Below are 16,904 nucleotides of genomic sequence, written 5' to 3' on the forward strand. Positions count from 1 at the left end.
TCGCGACAGGCTCACCGACCTGGCCGGAAAACTACTTCCTCGACGCCCTGACAGCACCGCCCGCGGACGTTCGCGACAGGCGCTCGCACACCTCGAAACACAAATCCCCATAGCTCACAGCCTGCTGCCCGCGGATTCCTGCATGAGAGGCTTTCGTACGCCTGACGGCACCCGAAACCCTTCAGCATCTCGGCCATTGAAGTCTCTATCGTCATTTCCCGAAAGCAGACAATTCGGCCAGCTGGCTTGTTGTCCGGGCTGACCCGTCGCGGACGTTGTCGACGTCCGGTCACTAGGCACCCGCTTACCGTAACGTACTGTGCAATCAGGTCCTCAGGTGCAAAACTCTCGTGCTGCGGGCTGCTCCGCAGCGACGAAAATCAAGCTATGAAAATGCGACCCCTCGGGATTTTACTGCGCACCCAGGGCCGAGTGAGGGGATACTGACCTATGCTTGGCAACCTCCAACAGTGCGAAAGACGAACTCGGTCCACTCTGACGCGACGTGACGCGGCATCGGCTGCGGCCATGCCCTTCGGTGAGGTGAGATATGTCGATCACTACAATAAGGCGGCAGGACGAGCTCTATTCTGTGGAGATGGTGGTCCCCGGAGTCGGTTTCATTGCGGCTCTAGTTACGTCACCCCGGCGTCAAGGGACACGTATTTTCTCTAACGCTGAGCGGGAGGTAATAGCGCGAGTCAAGGCGCAAGATCTGGCCCTGGAGTTTGCAGACGAGATCACCGATTTTGAAGGTAAGCTCCGGTCCCTTAACTGGAAACTGTAGCCTGGAAAGCAAGCTAATGTAGGTCTCACGCGCGACATTGGTCGGCCGGCGGCCAGTAAGGCATTGGGCACTGTTGGAAGATGCTGGGTTACCTCTTACCTCTCCGCTACCGCCCCATCCTGTCGCTTCTTCGTGGGACCGGGTTCCTGCTTGCAGCGACAGGGTTGCATAGCTTGCTCTTGCCGCTGCGAGGGCAAGCGGAGGGGTTCTCGACCGTGTCGCTTGGTTTGCTCGGAACAGCCTGGGCAGGCGGCTTCGTCGCCGGCTGCATCTTCGCACCTCGGGTTGTCCGCCGGATCGGGCACGTCCGCGCGTTCGGCACCTTTGCGGCATCGGGTACCGTCATCGCCCTGCTGACTGGTTTGATAATTGAGCAATACGTCTGGATCGCCCTGCGCGCCTTCACCGGCTTCATGATGGCCGGCGCCTATATGGTCATCGAGAGCTGGTTGAACGAAAAGACGACCAATGAGAGCCGCGGCACCGTCTTCGGCCTCTACATGATCGTGTCTTATGTCTCGATCGTGGCCGGCCAGATGATCGTCGCCATAGGCGATGTGAGGGACGCCTCGCTGTTCATGGTCGCCGGAATCTTCTTCTCTCTCGCGTTGATCCCGACCGCAGTATCATCTGCATCGACGCCAAAACCGCTAGAGGATGTCACTCTCGATCTGAAAGGTCTCTTTGCCACTTCCCCGCTCGCCCTGATCGGTTGCCTCCTGACTGGCATGGCCAATGGAGCCTGGGGGACGCTCGGAGCTGTCTATGGTGCCCGCATCGGAATTGGCAACGCGGGTATCGCACTGATGGCAAGCGTGGTTGTGATCTCCGGTGCCGCTCTGCAGTTTCCCGCAGGTCGGCTGTCCGACATCATCGACCGCCGCTGTGTCCTCGCCGGCGCGGCGGTCGGAGCGGCCGCATTCGGACTTCTCATCTTCGTGCTCCAGCCACGATCGGCCGTACTCGTGGTCGTCACCACCGCCGGCTACGGGGGCCTCGCCTACACCCTCTATTCGGTCGCAGTGGCACATGCCAACGACCACGCCCGCCCGGACGAGTTCGTCAAGGTGTCGAGCGGTCTGCTGCTATTCTATGGGTTCGGCACGATTGTCGGGCCGGTGCTGGGAGCCGCGCTGATGGCCAAGATGCGGCCGGAGAGCTTGTTCCTCGCTACGGCTCTCCCTCACGCATTGCTCGCCGCATACGCGCTTTTGCGCATCAGCCGCCGCGCTCCGGTCCAACTGGCGGCCAAGGAGGCATTCAGGACGCGGCCGCCTGAGCAGGCGGTGACGCCCGAATCGCTGCGGCTCGATACACGAATCGTCCCGGCACCAGAGTGAACAAGATCGGGCTGGGCGGGGCAAGGCAGCTAAACAGAAACGCCCACGCCGGGACCGAAGCCGCGGTGTATTTGCAATGGTCGTCGTAGAGCCACACCCCAGAGGAACGGTGCTGCGAGGACCTAATCAAAATCGCATGTCGGTGCGCTCGAGAAGACAAGCACGTTCGTTCGCCGAAAGGCGGGGCTTCGACAGCTTCCATTGGAGCGTCGAGTGTCCAGGTAAGGCCGCCCTTCTGAACGAAGCGCTGCAGCGCAACCCGAGTTTCGCCAATGCGCGGGTCATTTTGGCCCTCGCGTACGGGTACGCCGGGCTTGCGGAAGAGGGCTATCGGCAGCTGGAGATCGCCACACGATTGAGCCCGCGCGACTACCTTCAGGCCGCGAACCTTTCCACCGAGGGACTGTGCCATCTGGTCGCACACCGCTATGACGACGCAGTTGTCGCCGAGCGGCGCGCTGTCCAGCTCCGGCCCGAGTTCGGCACCGCCTGGCGCACGCTCGCCGCAGCAGCGGGCCTCGTCGGGGACCTGGAGCTAGCGCGACAGAGCCTCGCTGAGTGCAAACGTCTGCAGCCAAACGTCAGTATCGCTTGGGTCGAGAAATACTATCTAATGATCCGTATTGAGGACCGCTCCAGGTATATCGCTGGCCTACGTCGTGCGGGCCTCGAATAGTTCAGGCCAGATAGTGGCCGTCCTGCCGCCGATCTCAGCGAGGTGGTGAGAAACAACGGCAACTTTCCCACCCGTTTCCGACATATGGAAGATGGCGAGGAACGACTGCAGCGGGTCAGATCACGTCAATGCGGCGAGCGTCGCCAGACGATCGGGCGCGGCTTGCGTCTTTGCGTCAACCAGCAGGGCGAACGGTTGCGTGGGTTCGAAGTCAACACGCTGACCGTCATCGCCACCGAAAGCTATGAGGAGTTCGCCGAGAACCTACAAAAGGAGATCGAGAAGGACACCGGCATCAAGTTCGGAATCGTAGCGGAGCATCAATTCGCGAACATTCCGCTCGTCATCGAAACACCCACCACTCCGCAAGGCCTTGCTGAACCGGTGGAGTCGTTTGTTTCAGAACGAGAAGAGCCACGGCCGCAAACTGTCATCGGCTTTGAAAAATCGGTCGTCATTTTCGCATTTTTGCGGGACAAAGGTTATCTAGACCGCAGTGGCCGGGTGCAGGACTCACTGCGCGCCGCATTAAAAGACGAATTACTCACTCTGCCGACCGGTTTCGAGAGTTATCTCAACCCGGTTTCGACAATTCTTCGAAAGCTCGCCGGCAAGCTCGATATCAAAAATGCGGACGAGCGCGTTATCGTAAAGACGCGGAAAGCCTTCCTGGAGAGCACCGAGTTCCAAGCGCTCTGGGACCGGATCAAACACAAGACCACTTATCGCGTTCACTTCGACAATGAAAAGCTGATCGCGGACTGCGCTAAGGCGATTGCCAACGGCCCGCCGGTTTCCAAGGCTCGCGTTAGGATCAGGAAGGCCGATCTTTCCATCGGGCAGGGCGGCGTCGAGGCGAAGGAGCGCGACAAGAACAGCGGCATGATCGCCGTGATCGAGGAAGGCGACATCGCATTGCCCGACGTTCTGACCGATCTTCAAGACCGCACGCAGCTCACCCGCAAAAGCATTGTCCGAATCCTAGTCGAGTGCGGACGTTTGACTGATTTCAAGCGCAACCCACAGGCTTTTATTGAGATTGCGGGCGAAGTGATCAACCGCACCAAGCGCTTGGCGCTCGTCGATGGGATCAAATACCAGAAGGTAGGCGACGAGCACTATTACGCTCTGGAGCTTTTCCAGCAGGAAGAGCTAACAGGCTATCTGAAAAACATGCTGAAGGACGCAGCGAAATCCGTCTTCGAGCACGTCGTCTATGATTCCGGCAGCGTCGAGCGGACCTTCGCGGAGCAACTTGAGAAGAACGAATCGGTTAAGATTTACGCCAAGCTCCCGGCATGGTTCAAAGTTCCGACACCGCTAGGCACCTACAACCCGGATTGGGCAGTGCTGGTCGAAGTTAGCGGCGAGGAGCGCCTCTACTTCGTGGTTGAGACCAAGGGCAGTCTGTTCACCGACGACCTTCGCGACAACGAAGCGGCGAAGGTCATGTGTGGCGAGGCACATTTTAACGCCTTGGCCACAGGCCCTGACCCCGCGCGATATTTGAAGGCGACCAAGATAGACGACCTAATAGAGCAATGTTGATGGGGCGGTCGGGTGTGCCAATCTTTCAGGCAATCGGCAATATCTGAGCCGGCATCACCCTACCTCGCCCGATTTTAGGGCGCCTTCATCTCGGCGATCGGCTGGAACCCAATCCACTTCGAACGATTTCTTCGTCAGCAGATATCGAAGGGAGCGCCGCCATGCCCGCACCGCCCGAAATGGATGTCGTCCTCGAACATCTGCCTTTGCGGATCGGCGCCTATGTGCCCGACGACTTGCTGGAGGACTGGTTTGCGCCGGGAACCGGCATGAACCCGGTGAGCAAGGAAGCGCTTGCCGCCGCGAAGAATTACGGCTGGCGCTTCGAATGCGAGTTCAAGCACTACCCGGAGCGCAAGGAGGGCGTGTTCTGGAAGTGGGTGCCGGCGATCTGATCCGGCGCTGGAACGATTCGTCGTTTCCCGGAAGTATCTTTTGTTTTGACGCAATTCCCGACGGAAACCCGTTTCCTGGAATTGCTCAGCCTCCGCCTATCGGCGTCGTCACCTTGCCGGTTCCGCCGCATTCGGGGCAAATTCGGCCGTCGATCATCCCTGACCCTGCACAGCGGCGGCAAATGTTCTCGCCGGCGCCGGGGATGCCTGCCGGGACTTCTTCCGGGTTGGTCTGGGCGGTCTGCCAAGGCTTGCCCCGCAGCTTGTTTCTCAGCCGGGCGGCCCAGCCTTCGTCGACCTCAAGCGGCCTGCTGCTGTCGTCCGGCAGGCCTTCGCCGGATTGGCCGATGGTTTCATTGCGCGGCCGGTCGTTCGCGCCTGTCGTGATCTTCTGAGCCATTACGTTCGCCTTTACGCCTTGCAATTTTCGAACGCCTCAGCTGCGCAGAGGTTCCGGTTGCGGCGGGCAGCCTTTCAGCCGGTTTTTCGCCGCACATGATCTATCCTGAACCCGGATTTCGGCCGCGCCGGCATGCGTGCGAGCGAGCGAGACCGTCATATCCTGGTCGGGCACCTGGTAGACCATCGAGCGCGTCAGCAGGCGAACCGCTTCCATGATCAGCGCGACGGTGACGGCTTCGCCGGGGCAGCGATGGGTGCTCGCCGGATCGCCGCCGCCATGCGGGATGAAGTCGAAGCCGTGCGTTTTCCAGCTCAGGCCGCGCTCGGGGATAAACCGGTCCGGCTCGGCAAACAGGCGCGGATCATGGTTGGTGCCGTGCAGGTCGAGCAGCACCCAGTCGCCTTCGTGGAAACGGTAGCCCTTCCATTCGAACATGTGGCGCGCGCGGCCGCCGATGAACGGGAAGAACGGATAGAGCCGGCGAACCTCCTCGGCGAAGGCTTCCAGCCCGTCGTCGTCGCCGGAGGCGAACTTGTCGTGCCATTGGCGGTGATGGTGAAGCGCCAGCGCCGCGAAGATGATGAAGCGGCCGATGGCGACTACCGGCCGGATGATGTTGATGATCTCGACCGTGGCACTGGCAAGATCGAGCGGCTTTCCCGGCATCGACATGGTCGCTGACCAAGCGGACCGGGCTGTTTGCCGGCAAATTAAGCGCGCCGCTGCGGACGCGCTGTACGAGTTCGCCGACATAACGTTCGGTCCGGCGCCGCCGCCACAGCGCCAGCATGGTCGACGGCCCAATGCCGCCGGCGTTCTCGACCATGCCGCTGAGCTCGCGGCAGAGTTCGGCGCGATCCTTGTCGGCGGGATGCCGGCCCAATCCGCCGCCGCCTGGGTCAGGACGAGGTTTACGGCGTCGAACAGCACGATCTGGCCGCGCCACTGCCAGCCTTCCAGCTGGTCGAGCCAGGCTCGACGGAACGCTACGCGGAGCCCCTCGGTCTGGTTGCCGTCCAACAAGATCGACAGGAACAGCGCCTTGCGGTGGCGGCGGGCGGCGCCGTCGAGCGTCTGGACGCTGCCCTTGTCCTGCAGCAGCCTCAGCGTGGTCTGCGGCATGGCGCCAATTCGGGTGAAGTGATCGCCGCCATAAAACATCTCGGCAGCCTCGGCACCACGCACGCAGATTGCCGGCCGCAGCATCAGGCGCGTGGCAAAGATGTCGGTGTTCATGCGCCGGCAGCGAGCCGAAATGAAATCATAGCCCTCGCGCAGCAGGGCCAGGGTGGTGTCGAACGCGGCGCGCGGAATGGGTTTTGCGGCACGATTGCCGCCGTCGGCATCGATCAGTTCACGTCTGTTCATGGCGTGCTCCCTGGCGTTGAAATTCATTAGCCTTGAAAGCTTTGCCGCGCCGCCCTTCGGCCACGGCTGGCAAGAATGGTGGGAAGCGTGACCGGACGAAAAGCCCAGCGGTCGACGCCGACGTCATACTGCCGCGTGACCGGGGTGAGCCGGCCGTGGGAATGGCCATGCAGGTCGATCGATTTCCTGCCGATCTGGTTCCAGGTGCGAAAAGGGTAGTGGCAAAGGATCAGCAGACTGCCGTCGAGCGTCAGCTCCTTGTAGTGTTGCGTGCTCGCCCAACCCGTGGCGTCGATGGTGGCCGCAGCATCGTTGTTGCCGATGATCAAATGCTTGCTGCCATGAAGCGCCGACAGCAGCGACGACACGAATGCGGCCGATCCCCTGGCAAAATCGCCGAGGTGCCAGACCTCGTCGTCCGGCCCGACAGTCTCGTTCCACAACGCGATGAGCGCCCGGTCATGCTCGGCCAGCGAGCCGAACGGACGGCGATCGATGCGCAAAATGCGCGGGTCGCTGAAATGCGTGTCGGCGGTGAAGTAGATCATGCGCTGGAGCCTGTTTCGAACTGCCGATCTGGCGCGTGGCGCACCAGGTCCATCTTGCCGTCCCCGATGCTTGCTCAACCCGCTCGACCGCCGGTTGTTCCTGTATGCAGGCTCAGGCGTTCCGCTTGTTGGAACTTTGAAACGGGGGGAACTTTGAAATGAGACGCAGGTTAGGATGCTTGACGCCGCTGCTCTGAAAGGACCTCGATGATGACTGACGCAGCACCTCTTGGGCGAAGCCCGGCTCAGGCGCGGGGCGATATCGATGCCGGGCGCGAAGGGGATAAGACACCGGGCATCGACCCAGCCGCTGCTCCCGTGGAGACCGACGCGGAATCCGCCGGCAACGCTCCGGCAAGAGATCCGTCTCCGCCCCGTGAAGCGCCGGAGTTTACCAACCAGGCGAGCTATGCCAATGCGATGCGCCCGCTGCAGGACGAGCCCGACGTCCAGCCGCGCAGATACGGGCCGGTGCTGGTGATTGCCGTCATCGTCGTGCTGGCCGCGGCAGTTTTCATCGGCGCAGCCATGCTGCGCTGAATAGCGTCCATCCGAGAGCAGTGGCTGGACATTTTGTGTCCGGTCCGGGAACTTGCTGACGCGCCAGGTTCAGGCGCAATCGAGTCTGCTGCACGTTGACCACGACCCATCAATTCTTTGCCCGTGACGCCACCATCGTGGCGCGCGACATGATCGGCGCCACGCTGCTCTTGCACGGCGTTGGCGGCATCGTCGTCGAGACCGAGGCCTATCGGCCCGATGACCCGGCTTCGCATGCTTTCGGTGGCAGGACGGTGCGCAATGGCGCCATGTTCGGCGCCCCGGGCAGCGCCTATGTCTACCGCTCCTATGGCCTGCACTGGTGCCTCAATGCCGTCTGCCTGCCCGGCAGTGCCGTGCTCATCCGCGCCATCAAACCGCAATCCGGGCTGGAGGTGATGCGGGCCAATCGCGGCGTTGACGATCCCCGGCTGCTTTGTTCGGGACCGGGTCGCCTTTGCCAGGCGCTGGCAATCGACAAATCCCATGACGGGCTGCCGCTGGACGTGCCGCCATTCGAATTCAGGCAGCCGGGCGACGCCAGCGCCATTCTCACAGGCCGCCGGATCGGCATTTCCAAGGCTGTCGATGCGGAGTGGCGGTTCGGCCTGCGCGGCTCGGATTATCTGAGCCGCAGGTTTTGACGCCCGCGCGAGCCGAGCAGCTGGGCGACGGGGGCCACTGCGTACCGACAGGCCTTTGATTTATCTCCGGGACTCTCCGGCTCGAAAGGCGTAGCATGCTTCATCGGCGATAAACGTTCAGGGCATCGCCGGCTGTGAGCGAGCATCATGCTTCCGCCCCAATTCGGGAGGGAGCCATGAGCAGCCCCAACACCTCGAAAATCGGCCTCGCCTACGTAGAAGACCGCGATCGCGGGCAGCCAGTTCATCGCCCAGAAACTGCCTATAGAAACGAACTGCTGCGGCGCATGTCTCCGGCCGACCTGCAATTACTCAGCCCTCACCTCCACAGCAGCATTCTGCCATTGAGGACCCAGCTCGAAACCGCAAACGCCCCGATCGAGGCCGTCTATTTCTTTGAGGCGGGGATCGGCTCGGTGGTGGCGAAGCTGCGGCCGGAGGTCGACGCCGAGGTTCGCGTCATCGGCTTTGAGGGCATGACCGGCTCGGCGCTGGTCATGGGGGGCGATCGCTCCCAGCATGACTGTTACATTCAGGTGGAGGCCGAGGTTCTCAGCATGGACGCCGAGCCATTCACAAAGGCGCTTTCAGACAGCCCGACGCTGCGGCTTTTTCTGCTGCGCTATGTGCATTACGCGCATATCCAGACCTGCTACACCGCGCTCGCCAATGCCCGTTTGAAACTTGAGGAACGGCTGGCGAGATGGCTGGTCATGTGCGACGATCGGACAGAAGGCGACCGGTTGCCGATTACCCATGAATTCCTGTCGGTCATGTTGGGCGTAAGACGGCCGGGCGTCACCGTGGCCCTTCAACTGCTGGAAGGCCGCGGCCTGATCAGGTCAAATCGTGGCGAGGTCATTATCCGCGACCGCGCTGGTCTCATCATCTTGGCAAACGGCTCTTACGGACAGCCGGAGGCGGAGTATGCCCGCTTGATCGGTGAGCCGGCATTCCCATGATCTCAAGGCAATGGTCGCTTCATACCCCACAGGCCCTGGCACGACAGGACCGGGCTTCGTACCAGGACGTCCTCACTGGCGTCGTCGCTCGATATGAGATCGCCGTGTCGTTGCAGGACAGGGTCGTTGAAGGCGACCGGCGACTAGGCTTTTCTGCCGAGCTCGACGAAAAGTTCCTCGGATCGCTGCTCACCTCGTTGGCCAAGGCACGTGCAGCCTTGAACCGCGACGCCTGGCGAGGCCGCCGCGACCTATGACCAACGGCGCTCACCCGCGAGCGCGATGCCGTTCGGAATGGTTAGAACCGTACATTAGAAAAATGGAACATAAGTGAGGGGAAGACATTGTTGACGCCATGGACAAGAAAGCTGGCGACAATCTTCCTGAATGGCTCCTACCCGAGAACCCGGTCGCCGCAGGCAATGCCGAGACCGGGATTTCGAAACAGACCGGGCAGAAAAGTAGACGTTCTCGAACGGCGGTCACGCGAGGCGACCCTGGCCGAAATTTGATCAAGGAACTGGAAGAAGCTGACGCCGTCGAGCGCCCGCCATCGGCCATTCCGTTGCTCCTGGTTCTCTATGTGCTCTCGATGTGGGCTTTGGCCGGGTATGCCATCCTTCGTCGGCGGCATTTTCTATAGACGCCTATCGCTTCCGCTCTGATCAGCCGGTTTGGGCAGCCCTCGACGGCCGCCGCGCTGAAAATCGTGCAGCCGGGCGCAATCAGTCGGTCCCTCCCATGGAAAGACCGGTCAGCCACGCATCACTCGTTGTCGAGATGCATGGGCGTTGTCTGCTGGCGGGCTTCCCTGGTCACCTCGTCGGCTCCGGCAGGTGAAATCCCTCGCAACGCCTTCGCTGCTTCGGTCAGGCGCCCGCGATCATTGCCGAAGCTCTTGATCAGCTGGCGGACCTGGTCGGCGGTGATGCCGTTCAGTTGGGCAAAATGCTCGACTTCACGGTCGTCTTCCGCGGAAACGCGATCGCGGTCGCGGAAATCCCGCTTGCTCTTATCGTCGGCCATTTTTTCCTCCTGGTGGAGCTTCGCATCAATGGCAACGTGGGCAAGCGGCTTTCGTTGCCCCGACCAGGCGGACTTTTGCGCCGTCGTGGCGACTGACCAGGAACCATGAGGCGAGCAGCCGGTTTGGCTTGGATGCAGCAGCCACCAATTCATACCGATGGAGATTACGATGACGCTCGCAAGCAAAACCACTGTAGTTGCCGCGGCACTGGCCATGCTGGCCGCGCCGGCATTCGGCCAGACGAGCCCACCTGCGCCCGCAGCGCCGGCACCTGATCATGGCGCCGAACAATCGCCCGCAATGAGCGGGCAGAGCCAGGATGCCATGCGCGCCATGATGCGCCAGATGCTGACGGAGATGCTGGAAGAGAGAATGCAGGAAGATCGCGCGCCCCGGGCAGAACGGCGAGGTCATTGGCGTCACGACTACAGGATGGGCCCGCCTGAGCGAGGATGGGAGATGGGAGGGCGCGGCGGCATTGGACGCGGCATGCATGGCGCGAGGATGCGAATGATGTTCGCCATAGTAGATGCGGACGGCGATGGCGCGCTTTCTCGGAGCGAAGTCCAGGATTTCGTCGGCCGGATATTCAACGCCGTCGACGAGGACGGTGACGACAGCGTCGACATGCAGGAAATCCGGTCCTTCTTCCACGGAGCAGGCGCCGAAGACCAGGAGTAAGTCTTCTACCGGTCGGCAGGAGGCCTGTCTGGGGCAGCGCGAGCTATGTCGGCCGGGGAGGATGAAAAGTCGCTGGCAGCGGGATACCAGGCTGCCAGCCGGGGAGATGCGGTCCTTGGCTGGCCTTGGAACGCCGGCGGACCAATCAGACCAGCAGGAATTCGTTTGGCCATGACAGAGAACACTACAGAGAAAACCCCGACCATCGCTCGTACCTGGCGCGGCAGAACCGTGCCTGAAAAGGCGGATGCCTATGAGAGTTACAATTACGAGGCCGGCATCAAGCCGCTGATCGAAAAGGCCCTGGGCGTGCAGACCTTTCGCGAGGACACGCCGACCCATTCGGAATTCGTGACGATTTCCTATTGGGAAAACGTCGAGGCCATGGCGGCATTCACCGGCGGCGATCCGACAAAAATCCACCATCTGGAGCGGGACGAAGAGTTTCTGATCGAGCTGCCGTCGAGGGTTCAGGTGCTGCGCATCCGCTCCAGTCACGGCCGACTGGGATAGGCCACGCGGAGCGCCGCCCGATTCGGCCCGGTTTAGGAAATCGCTTCGAATCGATTTCGGTGATGTGCCCGCGGCCGAGATTTGCGGTGTGGCGCTTGTCGCCTTGAAGGCGATGTTGGTGGGATGGGCGACCGTCGTTGCCGCCCGATCCTCGTTCAGCACCTCGAGCCGCTATCTTTCGCCAACGATAGATGCGGCTCGGCTCGTAGCACGAGATGAACAGCGACCCGTCCGGCGCCAAGGCGACGCCGGCCTCGGCTCCCGCTAGGCAGGAGAGCCGCCCTTGCGGCCCTGGTGCGCATCGCGTCGCCGCCGGACTGCAACCAAACGCTGCGATGGATCTGGCTTTTCGGGAACCTTCGCGACGAACATACGTTCGGTTGGCGCAACCATTCAGAGTAGCGTCAGTGGGCAGCGTCACTGGATTCAGCGCCGAGTCCCAAGGAGCGGACCAAATGGACCAACCATGGGCGCGGCCATGAACCGGTTTACCGCCTTGGCATTCGCCACGTTTGTGGCGATAACTTCGATCTGGGTACTGTTTCTGGTTTCTTAGGATTTGGCTCCGGCCTCTTGGGATTTGCCGCTGGTTTGCTAGGATTTGGAGGGGTTCTCGACAGGTCGACCGCTCAACGATGACGTCCGCCGCATGTGGTTCTGCCAGCCGGAGCCGCCTGCGTGAAGAAACTGTCGCCAGGAGCACACCGCTGCTGCAGCTCGGGGGCACGCATTCGGGGTTAGCAGTCACGCTGCCTGCAACGTTCCAATCGGTTTTCAGGAAACGGCGAGATCTCATGTTGCCGAAGGCGATCGTTCGAAATTGTGCCTCCATCCGTCCTGGCCGAGTCGGCGCGACGATGCTTGTTGCCGCGCTGCTTGCCGGCTGCCAGGGCGGCGTGCTCGACCCGCAAGGGCCGGTCGGCGCCGCGCAGCGCACGATCCTGCTCAATTCGGTCGCCATCATGATGGCCATCGTCATCCCGACGATCGTGGCGACGCTCGGTTTTGCCTGGTGGTTCCGGGAGACCAATACAAGAGCGCGGTATCTGCCGGAATGGGCCTATTCCGGACGCATCGAACTGGTGGTCTGGTCGATCCCCATCCTCGTCATCCTGTTTCTGAGCGGCATCATCTGGATAGGGTCGCATGACCTCGATCCAATGAAGCCGCTGGATTCCCAGCAAAAGCCGCTTGAGGTGCAGGTCGTCTCGCTCGACTGGAAATGGCTGTTCATCTACCCCGAGCAGAATGTCGCGAGCATCAACCAGCTTGTGGTGCCGGCGGCCAGGCCGGTGCATTTCTCGCTCACCTCGGCAAGCGTCATGAATGCGTTCTTCGTGCCTCAGCTCGGCGGCATGATCTACACGATGAACGGCATGACGACGCAGCTTCACCTGCAGGCGGATCAGCCGGGCGAATTCTATGGGCGGTCGGCCCATTTCAGCGGCGACGGTTTTCCAGACATGCAGTTCGTGCTGCATGCCGTCGCGGCGGACGCCTTCGATGCGTTCGTCAATTCGGCGCGAAGCCAGGGACAGGCACTCGACAAGGCCAGCTACCAGGAACTGGCCAGACAGAGCCTGGACGTGCCGCCTTCGACGTATCGCTCGGTCGACCCGGACCTTTTCCATGAAATCGTGACGCAGAGCGTTCCGCCGGCGCCCGGTCCCCAGGCCGGTCGAGCCGAGCCGAGCGTATCGCCCAAGACAGGAGGCTGACAATGCTCGGAAAATTGAGCTGGGACGTCATTCCGTTCGATCAGCCTCTGCCGATGATCGCCTCGGCGGTCGTCGCCCTGGCAATCCTCGGCGTGCTGGCCTGGGTCTTCCTGGCCGGCCATTTCCCCTATCTGTGGCGCGAATGGATCACCAGCGTCGATCACAAGCGGATTGGCGTGATGTACGTGCTGCTGGCGCTATTGATGCTGCTCCGCGGCTTCAGCGACGCCGTCATGATGCGGTCCCAGCAGGCCCTCGCCTTCCAGGCGCCCGGCTATCTGCCGCCCGATCACTTCAACCAGGTCTTTTCCGCCCACGGCACCATCATGATCTTTTTCGGGGCGATGCCGTTCGTCATCGGGCTGATGAACCTGGTCGTGCCGCTGCAGCTCGGCGTCCGCGACGTTGCCTTTCCGACGCTCAACTCGGTGAGTTTCTGGCTCACCGCCACCGGTGCGCTGCTGGTCAACATCTCGCTGGTGATCGGCGAATTCGCGCGCACCGGATGGCTGCCCTACCCGCCGCTCAGCGAGACCGCCTACTCGCCGGGCGTCGGCGTCGACTATTATCTGTGGGCAGTGCAGATAGCGGGCGTTGGAACGCTGCTCACCGGCATCAATTTCGTCACCACGATCCTGAAGATGCGGGCGCCCGGCATGAGTTACCTCAGCATGCCGATGTTCTGCTGGACCTCACTCGCCGCCAGCCTGCTCATCGTCGCGGCATTCCCGATCCTCACCGCCACGCTCGCGATGCTGACGCTCGACCGCTATTTCGGCTTTCATTTCTTCACCAACGAAGCCGGCGGCAACATGCTGATGTTCGTGAACCTGATCTGGGCCTGGGGCCATCCCGAGGTCTACATCCTCGTCCTGCCGGCGTTCGGCATCTTCTCGGAGGTCATCTCCACCTTCTCCAGCAAGCCGCTGTTCGGCTACCGTTCGATGGTGGCAGCGACGCTGTTCATCTGCATCGTCTCCTTCATGGTGTGGCTGCACCACTTCTTCACCATGGGCGCCGGCGCCGACGTCAACGCCGCGTTCGGCATCGCCACCAGCATCATCGCTGTCGGTACCGGCGTGAAGATATACAACTGGATGTTCACCATGTATGGCGGCCGCATCCGCTTCGCGACGCCGATGCTGTGGTCGCTTGGCTTCATGGTGACGTTCGTCATCGGCGGCATGACGGGCGTGTTGCTGGCCGTGCCACCGGCCGATTTCCTGCTCCACAACAGCCTGTTCCTGGTGGCGCATTTCCACAACGTCATCATCGGCGGTGTGCTGTTCGGCGCCTTCGCTGGATATACCTACTGGTTTCCCAAGGCATTAGGTTTCCGGCTGCACGAGGGCTGGGGCAAGCTGGCCTTCTGGCTGACGCTGATCGGGTTCTACGCCACCTTCGTGCCGCTCTACGCTGTCGGCCTGCTCGGCATGACCCGCCGCATGCAGCATTTCGACGTGCCGGCCTGGTATCCCTGGGTGCTGGTTGCCGGCGCCGGCATGTTAATCACCACCGCCGGCGTGGTCGCGCAGATCGTACAGCTCGTCGTCAGCATCCGGCAGCGCGCGGCGCTTCGAGATGCCACCGGGGATCCCTGGGACGGGCGCTCGCTGGAATGGGCCACGCCCTCGCCGCCGCCGGTCTTCAACTTCGCCGCGCTTCCGCATGTCGAGGGCGAAGAGCCCTACTGGAGCATCAAGCAGCGGGCACGCGAGCAAAACCGGCTGCGCGACGAGCCTGACTACGAGCCGATCGAGATGCCGCGCAACAGTCCCACCGGTTTCATCTGCGCCTTCTTTGCGACCGTGATGGGCTTCGCCCTTATCTGGCACATCTGGTGGATGGTGGCGCTCGGCGCGCTCGGTGCTTTCGCCACCTTCGTCGTATTCGCGTGGCGCGACTTTCCCGAATACGTCATTCCTGCCGCCGAAGTCGCCCGGATCGACCGCGCCAACCGAAGTGCCCGCCGCGAGGCGCTGGCCACTTACACGGGGCCAAGGCCATGACCGCAATCGATGTTCGCGAGCGTGATCCTTACCGCCTCGGCCATCGCGGGCACGGCCATGCCCCCGGTCATGGCGACGGCGGCCCGGCACCGATCCGGATCGTCGTCGGCTACGGCTTCTGGATCTTCCTTCTGAGCGACATCGTGATGTTCTCGGCCTTCTTCGCGGCCTATTCCGTGCTGGCGGGCAAGACGGCGGGCGGACCAAGCGGAGCCGAGCTGTTCGACCTGCGCAACGTCGCGATCGAGACGGCCGCTTTGCTGTTGTCGAGCTTTACCTGCGGTCTCGCCAGCCTCGCCGTGACAGCGCGGCGAAGCTCCTGGTTCTACGTCGCGATGGCTGTCACCTTCGTGCTCGGCGCCACCTTCATCCTGCTCGAGTTGCGCGAGTTCGCGCATATGGTTGCCAGCGGCGCCGGACCGACGCGCAGCGCTTTCCTGTCGGCGTTCTTCACGCTGGTGGGATGCCATGGCCTTCACGTCACGGCGGGGCTGCTGTGGCTGCTCACGATGATGGCACAGATCTTCGCCAAGGGATTCCGCGACGATATTCTTCGGCGTTTCATGTGCTTCAGCCTGTTCTGGCACGCCCTCGACATCATCTGGGTCGCCCTGTTCACGGTGGTCTATCTCCTGGGAGCAAGTCGATGAGCAATGCTGACGATCGCCACGCGCAACGGCGCGACACCGATGGCCTGGAGCGCTACGACATCGATACGGCGCCGGGTGACGAATACCTCGGCGACGCCGAGGTCGGATCCGGGTTACGCGGCTATGTGATCGGCCTCGGGCTGGCAACGCTGCTGACCATCGCCTCGTTCTGGTTGCCCGGAGCGAACCTGATATGGGCACCCGGCATTCCGGTGGCGCTGGTCGTGCTGGCGATCGCCCAGATGGGCGTGCATCTCGTCTTCTTCCTGCACATCACTACGGGGCCGGACAACACCAACAACGCCCTGGCGCTTGCCTTCGGCGTGCTGATTGTAGTTCTGGTGATCGGCGGCTCGATCTGGATCATGGCCAATCTCGACCACAATTTGATGCCGATGAACGCGAACATGAACATGAACCGCTGATTTTAGCGATTATTCCGGCCGTTCGCCGCAGTTCATGCGACAGCGAGCTCCGGTCTCAAGCCCGTTCGAATGTGCCGACGAGCTCGGCCTCTCCCAGGACGTGCGGCGCGGCCTCCTTCAGCACGTCGTCGACGGCAGCCTTCTCGCCGAGACCCAGCGTCTCGACGTCGACGGCAAGAAGCCGGAAATGGTAATGATGAAGCCCGTGCCCGGGTGGCGGCTGGGGACCGTCATAATGAGGATTGCCGAAATCATTGACACCGTGCCCGAGGCTCTCGGTCTTGGCCCCGGCGGTCGTCCCTTCGGGAAGAAAATTGCGCCGTGCGTCGATGTCGTAGACCGCCCAGTGGCGGAACGTGCCCGAAGGGGCGTCGGGGTCCTCGACGGCCAGGACGAAGCTTTTGGTTCTTTGCGGGGCGTCCGTCCACTCCAATGGTGGGGAAACGTTGCCGCCGTCGCGGGAATAGCGCGGCGGTATTTTTTTGCCATCTGCAAAGGCAGGGCTTTTGAGCGTGAAGGCCATGGTCTCGATCTCCCTGGCTGAGGTTCCCGCATAACAACCGCGAGCCGCCGATGTTCCGGGCCGCCACCCGGTCAAAACCCGCAGCCGGCCGTCGGCCGGAACATTCGCCGCGGAAACGGGTTTTTCGGTTCGGACGCATCGCGGCGG

20 protein-coding genes are annotated in these 16,904 nt (G+C 62.1%); 15 read left to right on the top strand and 5 right to left on the bottom strand.

Annotated features, from left to right (window positions below):
• The first annotated feature begins 867 nt into the window (after positions 1-867).
• The 4 genes from AC0L2P_RS05050 (at position 868) to AC0L2P_RS05065 (ending at position 4,746) form a co-directional block, all read left to right on the top strand.
• Positions 868-2,127 (top strand): MFS transporter, encoded by a 1,260-nt coding sequence (locus tag AC0L2P_RS05050; protein ID WP_473500133.1) that lies wholly within the window; start codon positions 868-870, stop codon positions 2,125-2,127.
• Positions 2,128-2,263: 136 nt separating this feature from the next.
• Positions 2,264-2,803, top strand: a complete 540-nt coding sequence (locus AC0L2P_RS05055; protein ID WP_473500134.1) for a hypothetical protein — start codon at positions 2,264-2,266, stop codon at positions 2,801-2,803.
• Positions 2,804-2,845: 42 nt separating this feature from the next.
• Positions 2,846-4,351, top strand: a complete 1,506-nt coding sequence (locus AC0L2P_RS05060; RefSeq protein WP_473500135.1) for a restriction endonuclease — start codon at positions 2,846-2,848, stop codon at positions 4,349-4,351.
• A 161-nt stretch (positions 4,352-4,512) separates the two neighbouring features.
• The gene (locus AC0L2P_RS05065; RefSeq protein WP_473500136.1) at positions 4,513-4,746 is read left to right on the top strand and encodes a hypothetical protein; all 234 of its coding nucleotides are present in this window, start codon (positions 4,513-4,515) and stop codon (positions 4,744-4,746) included.
• An 85-nt stretch (positions 4,747-4,831) separates the two neighbouring features.
• On the opposite strand, the gene AC0L2P_RS05070 is transcribed toward AC0L2P_RS05065, so the two are convergent.
• Genes AC0L2P_RS05070 through AC0L2P_RS05080 form a run of 3 tightly spaced genes read right to left on the bottom strand, consistent with a single transcriptional unit; the run spans position 4,832 to position 7,065 of the window.
• Positions 4,832-5,146: a hypothetical protein gene (locus AC0L2P_RS05070; RefSeq protein ID WP_473500137.1), complete on the bottom strand. Its 315-nt coding sequence runs from the start codon at positions 5,144-5,146 to the stop codon at positions 4,832-4,834.
• 36 nt (positions 5,147-5,182) lie between these two features.
• Positions 5,183-6,517, bottom strand: a complete 1,335-nt coding sequence (locus tag AC0L2P_RS05075) for a cytochrome P450 (protein ID WP_473500138.1) — start codon at positions 6,515-6,517, stop codon at positions 5,183-5,185.
• 26 nt (positions 6,518-6,543) lie between these two features.
• Positions 6,544-7,065: a metallophosphoesterase family protein gene (locus AC0L2P_RS05080; RefSeq protein ID WP_473500139.1), complete on the bottom strand. Its 522-nt coding sequence runs from the start codon at positions 7,063-7,065 to the stop codon at positions 6,544-6,546.
• Positions 7,066-7,275: 210 nt separating this feature from the next.
• On the opposite strand from AC0L2P_RS05080, the gene AC0L2P_RS05085 reads away from it, so the two are divergent.
• The 5 genes from AC0L2P_RS05085 (at position 7,276) to AC0L2P_RS05105 (ending at position 9,854) form a co-directional block, all read left to right on the top strand.
• Positions 7,276-7,605 carry a hypothetical protein gene (locus AC0L2P_RS05085; protein WP_473500140.1) on the top strand — a complete coding sequence of 110 codons (330 nt, stop codon included), beginning with the start codon at positions 7,276-7,278 and terminating at the stop codon, positions 7,603-7,605.
• A 95-nt stretch (positions 7,606-7,700) separates the two neighbouring features.
• Entirely contained in the window at positions 7,701-8,249 is a 549-nt protein-coding gene (locus AC0L2P_RS05090) for a DNA-3-methyladenine glycosylase (protein WP_473500141.1), read from the top strand.
• Between the two features lie 287 nt (positions 8,250-8,536).
• Positions 8,537-9,211 (top strand): Crp/Fnr family transcriptional regulator, encoded by a 675-nt coding sequence (locus AC0L2P_RS05095; RefSeq protein WP_473500320.1) that lies wholly within the window; start codon positions 8,537-8,539, stop codon positions 9,209-9,211.
• A complete protein-coding gene (locus AC0L2P_RS05100; RefSeq protein ID WP_473500142.1) occupies positions 9,208-9,468 on the top strand; it encodes a hypothetical protein in 261 nt (86 codons plus the stop codon). Before AC0L2P_RS05095 ends, AC0L2P_RS05100 begins: the two co-directional genes overlap by 4 nt.
• A gap of 98 nt (positions 9,469-9,566) precedes the next feature.
• Positions 9,567-9,854, top strand: a complete 288-nt coding sequence (locus tag AC0L2P_RS05105; RefSeq protein WP_473500143.1) for a hypothetical protein — start codon at positions 9,567-9,569, stop codon at positions 9,852-9,854.
• A gap of 122 nt (positions 9,855-9,976) precedes the next feature.
• On the opposite strand, the gene AC0L2P_RS05110 is transcribed toward AC0L2P_RS05105, so the two are convergent.
• Entirely contained in the window at positions 9,977-10,237 is a 261-nt protein-coding gene (locus AC0L2P_RS05110) for a DUF3606 domain-containing protein (RefSeq protein ID WP_473500144.1), read from the bottom strand.
• A 169-nt stretch (positions 10,238-10,406) separates the two neighbouring features.
• On the opposite strand from AC0L2P_RS05110, the gene AC0L2P_RS05115 reads away from it, so the two are divergent.
• The 6 genes from AC0L2P_RS05115 (at position 10,407) to cyoD (ending at position 16,234) form a co-directional block, all read left to right on the top strand.
• Positions 10,407-10,919 carry an EF-hand domain-containing protein gene (locus tag AC0L2P_RS05115; RefSeq protein ID WP_473500145.1) on the top strand — a complete coding sequence of 171 codons (513 nt, stop codon included), beginning with the start codon at positions 10,407-10,409 and terminating at the stop codon, positions 10,917-10,919.
• 171 nt (positions 10,920-11,090) lie between these two features.
• On the top strand, positions 11,091-11,432 hold the full coding sequence (locus AC0L2P_RS05120; protein WP_473500146.1) for an antibiotic biosynthesis monooxygenase family protein: 342 nt from the start codon (positions 11,091-11,093) through the stop codon (positions 11,430-11,432).
• Positions 11,433-12,289: 857 nt separating this feature from the next.
• Positions 12,290-13,150 carry a ubiquinol oxidase subunit II gene (cyoA, locus tag AC0L2P_RS05125; RefSeq protein ID WP_473500147.1) on the top strand — a complete coding sequence of 287 codons (861 nt, stop codon included), beginning with the start codon at positions 12,290-12,292 and terminating at the stop codon, positions 13,148-13,150.
• Positions 13,151-13,152: 2 nt separating this feature from the next.
• Positions 13,153-15,159, top strand: a complete 2,007-nt coding sequence (gene cyoB / locus AC0L2P_RS05130; RefSeq protein ID WP_473500148.1) for a cytochrome o ubiquinol oxidase subunit I — start codon at positions 13,153-13,155, stop codon at positions 15,157-15,159.
• Positions 15,156-15,809, top strand: coding sequence for a cytochrome o ubiquinol oxidase subunit III (cyoC, locus tag AC0L2P_RS05135; RefSeq protein ID WP_473500149.1), 654 nt, complete (start codon positions 15,156-15,158; stop codon positions 15,807-15,809). Before cyoB ends, cyoC begins: the two co-directional genes overlap by 4 nt.
• Entirely contained in the window at positions 15,806-16,234 is a 429-nt protein-coding gene (gene cyoD, locus AC0L2P_RS05140; RefSeq protein WP_473500150.1) for a cytochrome o ubiquinol oxidase subunit IV, read from the top strand. The genes cyoC and cyoD overlap by 4 nt, the downstream gene beginning before the upstream one ends.
• A 55-nt stretch (positions 16,235-16,289) precedes the next feature.
• Here cyoD and AC0L2P_RS05145 read toward each other — a convergent pair whose 3' ends face one another.
• Positions 16,290-16,757, bottom strand: a complete 468-nt coding sequence (locus AC0L2P_RS05145) for a YbhB/YbcL family Raf kinase inhibitor-like protein (protein ID WP_473500151.1) — start codon at positions 16,755-16,757, stop codon at positions 16,290-16,292.
• Between the last annotated feature and the right edge of the window lie 147 nt (positions 16,758-16,904).

Source organism: Mesorhizobium sp. WSM4836 (genome assembly GCF_055811815.1).